Here is a 9,792-nt window from a genome sequence, read left to right as displayed (position 1 = left end):
GGCAGCCACGGCTGTCGCAGCCGAAGCCAATGCTCCTTGAAAGCTTGTTTCGCTGATTGGGCATGCCATATCGTGCAAATGCCAGCCCGCCTGGCCAACGGGATGGCTCGGGTAGTGGCTAGCACCACCACAGGGATGAACGTTCGGCGCCACCAGCGCTGCCGCATTAGGCAGTGCTTGCCAACGCTCATGAATCGTTTCCAAAAAGCGCAAATAGCGCGGCGTATGAATCTGCTCAAGACGTTTACGCAACATCGGCGAGTCAGTTTCACTAGGTGCCGTCAGGCTCAAACCAGCTGCTGCCAGCCCATTACTTAGCAGCTCAGCACGCACCGGCCCTTCTGGTGATGGCGCAGGCTGTCCACGCAGCAGAAAGGTCGACGGTGCATGGTAGTCCTGGTCAGGGTGGTAAAAGCACTTCATGTGTTGCACATCCGCCTTTTAAAGTAGTGAGGGAATCCAGGTTGAAAGCGCTGGAAATGCCGCTAACAAAACAATAACGCCAATGAACGCTACATAAAACGGTAGTGATGCCACAATGGCCCGCTCATAAGGCACTTCGGCTATTCGGGCAGCCGTCATTAATGTCATCCCTACTGGGGGCGTCACATTAGAAACGTTAAGCACCACAATCATCAATATGGCGAAATGCAGCGGGTCAAAACCCAGCTGAATCATGGCTGGCACAAGCACTGGCGCAACCACTACAAGTGCCGGTAACACGTCCATTACCGTGCCAATCACCAACAGTAGTAAGCACACCAGCATTAACTGCAGGAATGCAGCGTCACTGAAGGTGGTAATAAGTCCGGCAGCATCCCTGGCAATCCCTGAGCGCGTTACAAACCAGCCCAGTACCGCCGAGGTAGCCAGCAAGAAAAACACCACTCCAGAGAAACGTACCGTCACGACCAGCGCATCCCAAATTTTTCGCCAAGTGAGATTCCGATAAAATACAACGCCAATCACTATGGCATACACCGCCGCAAACCCAGAGGCTTCAGTGATGGTGGTTAAGCCCGACAGAATGCCACCCAAAATAATCAGCGGCACCACCAGGGCGGGCAGCGCAACCACAAACGACATCAGCGCGACTTTAAACGGCGTGGGCGCCTGTTTGGGATAACCCCGTTTCCAGGCGAGGAAAAAACTCACGCCTAGCAGCGCCAACGCCATCAACAGCCCAGGAACAATGCCGCCTGCGAAAAGATCGATCACCGAAATATCGCGCAACAGCGTGGCGTACACCACCATCACCACACTGGGGGGAATAATCGGCCCAATAATCGATGAACATGCCGTAACGGCAGCCGCGTACTCAGCGTCGTAGCCCTGCTTTTTCATTTCGGGAATCATGATTTTGCCGATTGCCACGGTGTCAGTGACAGCGGCACCGGTTAACCCGGCAAAAAACACCGATACCGAAATATTGACGTGGGAAAGTGCACCACGAACACGGCCAAACAACGAATTATTAAACGCAATCAGCTTGTGGGTTAGTCCGCCCTGATTCATTAGCTCGGCGGTAAAAATAAAATAAGGCACCGCAATTAACAGAAACCCTGAAACCCCTGAAAACATTCGGTCAGCAATGATGCCGAGCATGCGTTCTCCACCCAGGGAGAAACCACCAGCCAGCCCAGACATGGCCATGACGACCGCCACGGGAGCCCCAATAAACAGCAACAGCACAAATACAATAATCGTAGGCGTCATGGTCGAGCCTCCTCTTCAGAGCTCTCAAGAAGCTCATCGATCACATCATGCTCGCTTGTAAAGTGCTCAAGCAGTGCAAAGCCGTGAACGAGATGCAGCAACATAATCAGGCCGCTGATAGGAACAACAATGGCCGTCACTTTGCTAGGAATGCGGATTTGATCCGACACCATGTAGACCTGCGTCGCGTTGGTGAAGTAGCCCCAGCCATACCAAGTGAGCATAAGTGCAAATAAGCCGAGAACTGCCAGACACATCACCGCCGCTATTTTCACCATGATTTTGGGCAGGCTACGCACTAGCAGCGTCATCGCCACATGCTCGCCATAGCGCAGTGAAATGGTCATGGAGAGAAAGCCTATCCACGGCAAAAAAAGCCGGGCCAGCGAATAGGTCCAGCTCAGCGTGCTGCCGGTAAACAGTTTGTAGAGAAAGGCAGTAAAAGAAATGCCTAGCATCGATAAAATACAGCCAACGCATAACACAATCGCCGCCTGATTGATGTGATCGCTTAGGCGGCGTAACGGGGGTAAAACGCTCATGGTGATTCCTCACGCTGGGGCAGCCTTGCTACCCCAGCGTTTGTCCGTCGCTAAGTCTTACTGGCCGTAAATGCGCAGATCATCATCTGCAAGCTGCTGACCAACCCGCTCGACTTCGTCAAGCAGCCCCTGCACACGGGCTTCATCCATACCGAAGTCATCGACAATCCACTCTTTCCAAGCGGGTCGAGCAACCTCTGCCATGCGTTCCCGCTCGGCATCAGGCATCAGGTAGCATGCTTCGAAACGTTCGCAGGACTCCACCCAACTGGCGGTGGAAAGCGCACCCGACATACCGTGGCTTAGCTGAATCGCTTCGCGGGCAGAGCTGATTAACGCCTGTTGATGCGTTTCCGGTAGCGACTGATACCAGGATTCACTGACGACCCAAGGAGCACTGTTGTATACATGCCCTGTCAGGGTGGTGTAGTCCGTCACCGCATCAAAGTTGAACGTGGTATTCAGCACGGGAGCGTTAAACTGGCCATCCGCCAGTCCCGTTTCAAGGGCAGTAATCAGCTCACCCCAAGGTAGGGGCGTGGCAGAAGCACCCAGTGAGCGCATGATAGCGACGTGAGCAGGGTTCTCTTCGGTACGGATATTGAGCCCTTCGAGATCTTCCATGGTCTCAATCAAGCGTACGTTGTTAGTGAAGGCTACAAAACCACCGCCATCATCGAACGTTCCTAAGTAGCGCATATTGGCGTCTTCAACGGTGCCAGACATGAAGTCAGCAAACCATTCGCTGTCGAAGAAGCTCCACGCTTGGCGCCAGCTGGTAAACAAGAAAGGAGCCGTTACCGCTTGGTAATCGCCATAAAACGACGACATCGCCCCCGCTGACATAATGGTCGATTGCAGAGTACGGCCACCCTGCACTTCTGAGCCGTTTTCTACTTCTGAACCTAACTGACCACCACCAAAAATAGAGACCTCAAGATCGCCATCGGTACGCGCTTCCACAAGGTTTTTGAAATGCACCAGGGCAGGATAGATTTCGTTATTCTTCATATTCTCTGGAAGCTGGGTGGCGATGACCATTTCATAGGACTGTGCTTGGGCAGTGACACTGGCAATAGCCAGTGGCAAAGCCGCCATGGCAGCGAATAAAAAAGATTGTGTAGGTTTCATAACTTACCTCGTTTTGGTTATTAGCTGGTTTGCGTTATGACTGACGTTTCCACTCGTAAGCGATTGTTTTATTATCGTTATCATCCAAGCCGTAGACGGCGAATGCGACTGCTCCCTGTGAGTTACTGGCTGTTAGCTACTGGTTAATGGCCTCCCACACTTCAATGGCCGCGGCTAAGTCTTCAAGCGACGCGCCAACTGACTTAAACAGCGTGATGGTTTCAGCAGAGCGCCGGCCTGGCTTAGTTCCCGCAAGCACCTCAGCAAGCTCTGCCTTGATATCCTCGAAACGGAACGCGCCTTCATCGATTGCCTGAAGAATATCGCCAGCTTCGCCCTTAGCCCCTGCATAGGTGTCCACAAATACGACAGATCGACGTAGGCACTCAGCATCGGTTTCGCGCATTTGGGGGCGGAAGGCGCCGATAAGGTCAACATGCGTGCCCGGTGTTAACCACTCACCTTTAATTAAAGGCTCTGTGGAGAGCGTGACGCAGCTGACAATATCAGCCTGTACAACCGCGCCTTGCAGATCGCTAACGACCTGGGTGTCAAATCGGTCGGCATAGGCCTCGGCGATAGCAGAAGCCTTTTCAGGGTTCCTGCCCCACACCAACACACGTTTGATTGGTCGAATGCTGGCATGGGCTTCGATGACCATAGGGGCCAACTTGCCAGTTCCCACCACCAATAGCGTTTCCGCTGTCTCGTTGGCTAGTGCTTGTGCCGCCAAGGCAGAGGCAGCAGCTGTGCGGCGGCGCGTTAGTTCGCTACCATCAATGCACGCTAGTGGTTGGCCGTGTTTACCTTCACTAAGCAAATACAACCCTGAAATAGCAGGAATATTGTGCTGGGCGTTCTGAGGAAAGACGTTGACCATTTTGACGCCGATATAGCCTGCTGGCTCCCAGGCAGGCATCAGCAGCATGGTGGCTTCACCGTCGGGGCGATGCATCGCGTGATGATGGCGTGGCGGAGATTCAACGCCGTTCACAAAGGTAGTATGTAGCCGCTTAATCAAACCTTTCCAGGTAAGATAGCGTTCCACTTCCGCCGCAGACACAACCCGCATATCAGGCCTCCGGCAGCGCAGCAACAACCATGATTTCTACTTTCCATTCCGGCTTAGCAAGCTTGGCTTCAACCGCTGCACGTACGGGCGGGCGGCCAGGCACTACCCAGGCGTCCCAAGCAGCATTCATCTGGTCAAACTCGGCCATGCTGGTGACCCAAATTTGCGCCGAAACCAGTTGCTCTTTCGAGGTACCTGCCTGGGCTAACAGTTGGTCAATGCGCGCGAGCACTTGCTCGGTCTGGCCACGCATATCAGCCGTTGCATCACTGGGCACTTGGCCAGCGAGATAAACGGTGCCGTTGTGAATCGCGACTTGGCTCATGCGGGCATTGCTGTCTTGATAGGTAACGCTCATGGTGTCTCTCCAAGGAAAATGAGGTTCCTTTTGAGACTACGATGATGATGAGCGGCGTGCTTGCCCGAAACTCTGGCAAATTTGCCCGTAAGTGTTGTAACTCATCGAGCAATAATTTCTGTTTGCCAAGCTAGCGGTCTGAGGAGGGGGCAATCTCAAAGTAACGCCGATAGGCGCGAGAAAAGCTTCCTTGGTCACGGAAGCCAACCAGCATGGCAATATGGCCCAGGCTTAGTGCGCTGTGCCGAACCAACGTACGGGCGTGTTCAAGCCGTCTGCGCTGAACATATGCTAATGGCGTCACACCGGTTAGATCACGAAAGCAGGCATGAAAGTGTCCAGGGCTTAGCGCACATAATGCGGCTAATTGCTCAACCCGAATATCGTCCGCCAAGTGCTGATCCAGCCATGCATCCAGCCTTTCCAGGTCAAGCCGTTCACTGATACAGCGAACACCAATCTGATCGGCAACTTGCTTCGGCTCATCTTGAAGGTACATATACAGCGCTCGAAGCAGCAGCACGGCAATTTCATTTTGCAGCGCGGGACACTGCTCCAGCTGGTTCGTTAAGGCATGGGTCAGCTGATTAAGCGCTGGAGGCACGGTAAAAAAACGGGGTTTGTCGAATAGCCGCTCGATTTCACTGCCTTTTTCTAACACTGCTAAGTGCTTAACAGGAATGTCCAACACCAGCGTGCGATTACCGCCATCGCCTTGGTACTCATGGTGTCGAGACGATGGGATCAAGCAGCCGCGGCGTGCCGTGACGCGCTCGCTCTGCCCTTCCATAGCAAGCTCAGTCACGCCACACGTTGCCAGAATTAACTGATGAAAATCGTGTGAGTGAGATACCTGTTCGGGGGCTAAATTGCGGTTATGCAGCTCAAACTGGACCATGAACGTACCGTTTGGTTCTACGTTGACGATTGCACTATAAAACGTCTGCCAGTTGAAAAGCGAGAAAGCTCCCATTACCCCCGAGAGATATCACCAATCACTAACCTGATTTGCTCTCGCAACCAACTCAGTCCGACATCCTTATCCGTCCATATCGCCCAATTCATAGTTACCGGTGGGAAATTAAGCGGAATCGGCATTTCACAAAATGCCAGCCCGAATAACGGTGCATACTGCACGGCAATCCTTCTAGGCACTGTTGCCACAACAGGGGCATTGCGTGCTGCAGCAAGCAGCGGCATAAAATCAGGCGCCGCTAAGATGACATTGAGCTCTATTCCCAATGCTTCCAAAGCATCACCGACACAGCCCGCGACATTTGCCGTCTGGGACAGAACAGCGTGCCGTGCGCCAAGATAATCGTCACGCGATAATGGCGGTACCAATCGACACAGGTCGGCATTAAAGCAGCATGCCACGTTGGATTCGAACAGGACTTCTCCTAGATGACGAGACTGTTTACAGCCAATGGCCAGATCAATTTCGCCCGAATCCATCATCATATCTACTGTTTCTACCGTAATCGCGCGACTTAGCAGCCTAACCCCTGGTGCCGTTGATTGCAGTCGATCCACCAAGGCAGGTAGCAGAACCATCTCCATTTCACCGGCAATACCCACCCGAAAAATCCGGTCTGCCGTTTGCGGCTCAAAACTATCCGATGACTGAAGCGCATTTTGCGCCTGCGTCAACGCTACTCGCACCGGCCCAGCCAGCGCTCGAGCTTTGGCCGTTGGCTGCATTTTTTGCCCGACACGAACGAAAAGATCGTCCTGCAATAACATCCGCAGTGTTGATAAATTATGGCTCATTGCCGACTGACCAATACGGAGTTTCTCGGCAGATTTGGTGACACTCAGCTCTTGCATCATTGCGTCAAACGCGACCATAAGATTGAGGTCGAAGGAGCGTAAATTGAAATGATCAATATTATCCATGATTGGCATCGATTTGATTACTGACCAATGGGAATATACCTTTTCCTCATCGCGTTACAAACCGCTAGTTGAATTCTGGCCTTTTGATTGATTGAGAGAGGGTGTTTTTATGCTGTCACGCAGAGATATGCTTAAAGGTTCGCTTGCTGCTATGGCCGTGGGTGCAGCCGCCAGCACCGTTTTCATCCCATTACACGCTGCAGCCAGTGCACCGCTAGTTGGCACACAGGCGCCGGGCTATTACCGCTTGATGGTGGGTGATGTCGAAGTCACCGCACTCTCGGATGGTACGGGCCTGTTTCCGATCGCCGACCTTTACCTGAATATCACCCCCGAACAGGCTCGCACAGCACTTGCCAATGCGTTTCAAGGCACGCCAACCCATCTGTCAGTTAATGCTTATCTGCTGAATTTCGGTGATCGGCTGATTCTTCTGGATGCAGGGACCGGTGATCTGATGGGCTCAGCCTTGGGTAAACTGACAAACAATATCATCGCATCGGGCTATCACCCCGACCAGATCGATGATGTGGTAATTACCCACATTCATTCCGATCATGTCGGCGGGCTCGTTCTAAACGGTGAAAAGGTGTTTGCCAACGCGATAGTCCATGTGCCGAAACTGGATGCGGAGTATTGGCTTAGTGCCGAAAATCGTGACAAGGCCCCAGAAGACGCTAAGCCGTTCTTTGATCAGGCGGTCTCGTCAACCAAGCCCTATATCGACAGCGACACGCTTAAAACCTACGACACGGATATGCCAGCCATTCCAGGCGTAATTAATTCAACCCACCGCCCAGGCCATACCCCTGGTCACAGTGCCTTATGGTTTGAAAGCAAAGGCGAAAAATTCGTCTATTGGGGTGACATCACGCACGGCGATGTCATTCAATTCGACGAACCAGGCGTGGCGATTGCCTTTGATGTTGACCCGAACCAGGCGGTCATCACTCGTGAAGCGGCCTTTGCCGAAGCGGTAGCAGAGAAATACATGGTGGCTGGTTGCCATATCGCATTCCCAGGCATCGGGTACGTGGTCGAAGACAGCACGATGTTTGATTGGGTGCCCGTCAATTATCGCGCTGACGTCTGACCTGTCGCTATTATTTGTCCATGCACGACAAACGATTGATCACTATTCGAGATATTCCTACTTTCGATGACATGATGATACCTCTCGCCAACAAATCCGGTTTTTTTGCATTAGGCACCAGCCTTTGAGCCTAAGCCGTGGGCAGGTATCATCAGTCAGCCAATGGACATCTCGGAGAGTGAGAGGATGAGCAAGAAGGAAGTCACCCGCAAGCGTATTCGTGAGGCTGCCTGGGCGCTGTTCTCTGAACGCTCCTTTTCCTCTACTACCACTCGTGAGATCGCTCGTCGTGCTAGTGTTGCCGACGGCACTGTGTTCAGCCACTATCCCAACAAGATTGATATCTTGCGGGAGGGTATGGAAGAGCAGATCAGCCACATCGCTAAGACCTTCCTGGCGAGTTGGGCGGGCGGCAGCGAGCATGAAGCATTAGTTGAGCTGGCCTCCCACTTCTATCGCTATTACTTCGATCATATTGCCTTGAGCCGTAGCCTGCTGAAAGAGGCACTCTGGGACCTTGATTATTTACGCAACGTCGACGATTCACTGCTGCCTTGTATCTTAAGCGCAACGACTTTGCATGACGCCACTCGTATGCGCCTGATCGAAAACAGCTACCTCATGACACTTGTCCGCCATCTTAGCCACGATCAGCCTTGCCGAGAGGCTGCCATCAACGACTTTCGAGCCGAGCTCACGGTTATCTTACCCACCAATTAAGACCTTCCCCACCGTATTCCAGGTCTCATCTCGAAGGCCGACCAGGGCAAAATTGCTTGACTTTTTGAGCGCGCTCAATTAAAAATTGAGCATGCTCAAAAAAAAGAGAAACCTCATGCGACATATAATTGTGAAATCCATCGACTACCTGGTTGGCATGCCATTTCTTGTGCTGTTCTGTTACATCATTGGCCCCATAATCGGCTTAGCACTGGGATTCAGCGGGCTACTTGCACTGACCTTGCTCGCAGGACGGAAGGGAATAAAAGCCTTTTATCGCGGTATGATATTAGGAATAGGTTCTGACGGCCTTCCAGCGTCAGATAGGCAAGTACAGGAACAAAAGTTGACCGCAAGCCAGGATCGTCCTGTCACCTGATTGATCGGCTGAACTCCTTCAAGACAATCAGGAGAAGGTCACTGTCGTTTTAAGAAGAGGGTTTTAAAAAGAGAGGTCTATGCACAACACCTTATTTGTTCACGCTAGCCCGCATGGCAAGCATGCGCTGGGCTATCGCTTGGCTCAAAAGATCCTAGCTGAGGAGACAGCCAGAAACTCAAACGTGGGGTTGATAGAACGCGATTTAGTTGCCGCTCCGCTGTCGCCACTAACCCATCATTACTCCTCGGCGCTACTCAGCCACAACATCGGCGATCGTGTTAACACCGCCCTGTCAGAGTCCGAGCAACTGATTCGTGAGTTGGAGCAGAGCAACCGCTTATTAATCGCGCTGCCTATGCACAACTTCAGCGTACCGGCAGCGCTGAAACTCTGGATAGACCACGTGGTGCGTATTAACCGCACATTTATCGTCTCAGAGGGAAAACAAGGGTTATTGCACGATCGCCCCACCACCGTTCTGGTGAGCGCGGGCGGCATGTTACAAGGCGATAACCCACAACCCGATTTTCTCACTCCCTACCTCACCCTTATTCTCAACACCATCGGCATTCGGGATGTCCACTTCGTATATCTGCAGGGCTTAGTGTTCGGCGAAACCGCGATCGCCAAAGCGTGGCAACAGGCGCAGACCACGCTAATCGAAGCTGGCGTACTGACTAATGACGTGTCATCGATTTAAAGCCCAGCCACTATCGGTGATGTCGATCAATAAGCGCTGCCAACTGCTGATAGCCTTCTTCGCAGGCAGGGCTGGATAGATTGGTTACGCCTAGCAGTAACCCTTTTCGCGCCCCAGCTTGGGTGGCATACCAGGGAGACAGCGGCATCGGGGCCAAGTTAAAAGCCTGGGCAGCCTCGGCA

12 protein-coding genes and 1 pseudogene are annotated in these 9,792 nt (G+C 52.6%); 4 read left to right on the top strand and 9 right to left on the bottom strand.

The window, feature by feature from the left end:
* From INT22_RS21240 to INT22_RS15900, 8 genes and pseudogenes are all read right to left on the bottom strand, one after another.
* Positions 1-423 (bottom strand): annotated as a pseudogene (locus INT22_RS21240) (histone deacetylase family protein); the annotation flags it as partial.
* A gap of 18 nt (positions 424-441) precedes the next feature.
* The gene (locus INT22_RS15930) at positions 442-1,716 is read right to left on the bottom strand and encodes a TRAP transporter large permease (protein ID WP_171880167.1); all 1,275 of its coding nucleotides are present in this window, start codon (positions 1,714-1,716) and stop codon (positions 442-444) included.
* Positions 1,713-2,258 carry a TRAP transporter small permease gene (locus INT22_RS15925; protein WP_089039122.1) on the bottom strand — a complete coding sequence of 182 codons (546 nt, stop codon included), beginning with the start codon at positions 2,256-2,258 and terminating at the stop codon, positions 1,713-1,715. The genes INT22_RS15930 and INT22_RS15925 overlap by 4 nt, the downstream gene beginning before the upstream one ends.
* A gap of 57 nt (positions 2,259-2,315) precedes the next feature.
* Entirely contained in the window at positions 2,316-3,389 is a 1,074-nt protein-coding gene (gene dctP, locus INT22_RS15920) for a TRAP transporter substrate-binding protein DctP (protein ID WP_193068546.1), read from the bottom strand.
* 136 nt (positions 3,390-3,525) lie between these two features.
* A complete protein-coding gene (locus tag INT22_RS15915; RefSeq protein ID WP_193068545.1) occupies positions 3,526-4,461 on the bottom strand; it encodes an ornithine cyclodeaminase family protein in 936 nt (311 codons plus the stop codon).
* A 1-nt stretch (position 4,462) separates the two neighbouring features.
* Positions 4,463-4,819: a RidA family protein gene (locus INT22_RS15910; RefSeq protein ID WP_089039125.1), complete on the bottom strand. Its 357-nt coding sequence runs from the start codon at positions 4,817-4,819 to the stop codon at positions 4,463-4,465.
* Between the two features lie 130 nt (positions 4,820-4,949).
* Positions 4,950-5,717: a helix-turn-helix transcriptional regulator gene (locus tag INT22_RS15905; protein ID WP_089040905.1), complete on the bottom strand. Its 768-nt coding sequence runs from the start codon at positions 5,715-5,717 to the stop codon at positions 4,950-4,952.
* A 74-nt stretch (positions 5,718-5,791) separates the two neighbouring features.
* Positions 5,792-6,715: a LysR family transcriptional regulator gene (locus INT22_RS15900; protein ID WP_193068544.1), complete on the bottom strand. Its 924-nt coding sequence runs from the start codon at positions 6,713-6,715 to the stop codon at positions 5,792-5,794.
* 109 nt (positions 6,716-6,824) lie between these two features.
* Here INT22_RS15900 and INT22_RS15895 point away from each other — a divergent pair, with 109 nt between their 5' ends.
* The 4 genes from INT22_RS15895 (at position 6,825) to INT22_RS15880 (ending at position 9,610) form a co-directional block, all read left to right on the top strand.
* Positions 6,825-7,808 (top strand): MBL fold metallo-hydrolase, encoded by a 984-nt coding sequence (locus tag INT22_RS15895; RefSeq protein ID WP_193068543.1) that lies wholly within the window; start codon positions 6,825-6,827, stop codon positions 7,806-7,808.
* Between the two features lie 186 nt (positions 7,809-7,994).
* Entirely contained in the window at positions 7,995-8,528 is a 534-nt protein-coding gene (locus tag INT22_RS15890) for a TetR/AcrR family transcriptional regulator (protein WP_193068542.1), read from the top strand.
* A 115-nt stretch (positions 8,529-8,643) separates the two neighbouring features.
* Positions 8,644-8,907, top strand: coding sequence for a hypothetical protein (locus INT22_RS15885; protein WP_193068541.1), 264 nt, complete (start codon positions 8,644-8,646; stop codon positions 8,905-8,907).
* Positions 8,908-8,986: 79 nt separating this feature from the next.
* Positions 8,987-9,610 carry an FMN-dependent NADH-azoreductase gene (locus INT22_RS15880; RefSeq protein WP_125745665.1) on the top strand — a complete coding sequence of 208 codons (624 nt, stop codon included), beginning with the start codon at positions 8,987-8,989 and terminating at the stop codon, positions 9,608-9,610.
* A gap of 10 nt (positions 9,611-9,620) precedes the next feature.
* Here INT22_RS15880 and INT22_RS22170 read toward each other — a convergent pair.
* Positions 9,621-9,792: hypothetical protein (locus INT22_RS22170; RefSeq protein ID WP_446718958.1), on the bottom strand; the 172-nt coding region annotated here is incomplete at its 5' end.

This window comes from Halomonas sp. 3D7M, from assembly GCF_014897885.1.
Lineage (GTDB): Bacteria > Pseudomonadota > Gammaproteobacteria > Pseudomonadales > Halomonadaceae > Vreelandella.
Note: the sequence above shows the minus strand (reverse complement) of the source record. Positions and strands in the feature narration are given on the sequence as shown.

Bases quoted from the DNA above. Each gene is read 5' to 3' on its own strand.
- INT22_RS15930 (WP_171880167.1), bottom strand. From the start codon at position 1,716: ATGACGCCTACGATTATTGTATTTGTGCTGTTGCTGTTTATTGGGGCT.
- INT22_RS15925 (WP_089039122.1), bottom strand. From the start codon at position 2,258: ATGAGCGTTTTACCCCCGTTACGCCGCCTAAGCGATCACATCAATCAG.
- dctP (WP_193068546.1), bottom strand. From the start codon at position 3,389: ATGAAACCTACACAATCTTTTTTATTCGCTGCCATGGCGGCTTTGCCA.
- INT22_RS15915 (WP_193068545.1), bottom strand. From the start codon at position 4,461: ATGCGGGTTGTGTCTGCGGCGGAAGTGGAACGCTATCTTACCTGGAAA.
- INT22_RS15910 (WP_089039125.1), bottom strand. From the start codon at position 4,819: ATGAGCGTTACCTATCAAGACAGCAATGCCCGCATGAGCCAAGTCGCG.
- INT22_RS15905 (WP_089040905.1), bottom strand. From the start codon at position 5,717: ATGGTCCAGTTTGAGCTGCATAACCGCAATTTAGCCCCCGAACAGGTA.
- INT22_RS15900 (WP_193068544.1), bottom strand. From the start codon at position 6,715: ATGGATAATATTGATCATTTCAATTTACGCTCCTTCGACCTCAATCTT.
- INT22_RS15895 (WP_193068543.1), top strand. From the start codon at position 6,825: ATGCTGTCACGCAGAGATATGCTTAAAGGTTCGCTTGCTGCTATGGCC.
- INT22_RS15890 (WP_193068542.1), top strand. From the start codon at position 7,995: ATGAGCAAGAAGGAAGTCACCCGCAAGCGTATTCGTGAGGCTGCCTGG.
- INT22_RS15885 (WP_193068541.1), top strand. From the start codon at position 8,644: ATGCGACATATAATTGTGAAATCCATCGACTACCTGGTTGGCATGCCA.
- INT22_RS15880 (WP_125745665.1), top strand. From the start codon at position 8,987: ATGCACAACACCTTATTTGTTCACGCTAGCCCGCATGGCAAGCATGCG.